Origin of the sequence: Staphylococcus sp. GDX8P54P (assembly GCF_017893165.1) — a bacterium.
Lineage (GTDB): Bacteria > Bacillota > Bacilli > Staphylococcales > Staphylococcaceae > Staphylococcus > Staphylococcus borealis.
The window spans coordinates 1-513 of the sequence record NZ_JAESMM010000091.1; the positions used below are offsets into that span (position 1 = coordinate 1).

The following is a 513-nucleotide window of genomic DNA, read 5'->3' on the forward strand; positions in this document are numbered from 1 at the left end:
ATACAGTAAGCAGCATAGAGCATTACAAATGTATCAACGTCAATTAAACTCTACGCAATCCGAAATGAAACAATTTAGTACAACTTCTAAGCAAACATTGTTCTCAATGGAAAAAATAAATACTGTGTTAGGTACAATGAAACGTCAATTGAATATCGCAAACATGGCTTTTCAAAGTGCAGAAAAATCAACTACAAGTTATAAAAACTATTTAACTCAGTTAAACACAGTTATTCAAAAGCATCAAAATACGATTAGAGTTTTAGAAAGTCGTTATCAAAAAGTAGTACGAGAACAAGGTGTTATGAGTAAAGAAGCTCTTGAATTGAAAGAGAAGATTTTGCAAGAGAAAAACTCTTTAAATCAATTAGACAATCAGTATAAAAAGACTACTGCAGAAGCTAAGCGATTCTCGTTTGAACAAAAAACACTAACTTCGTCTATGTCTGAAATCAGAGCGAAGATGACGCAGTTATCCCAATCGCTATCTATCAGTGCTAACAAATTTAAGTT

At 32.0% G+C, this 513-nt stretch carries 1 protein-coding gene; it reads left to right on the forward strand.

The window, feature by feature from the left end; translation table 11 throughout:
• Nucleotides 1-513, forward strand: a 513-nt coding sequence (locus KA909_RS13405; RefSeq protein WP_210130339.1) for a hypothetical protein, incomplete at both ends; no start/stop codon positions are given.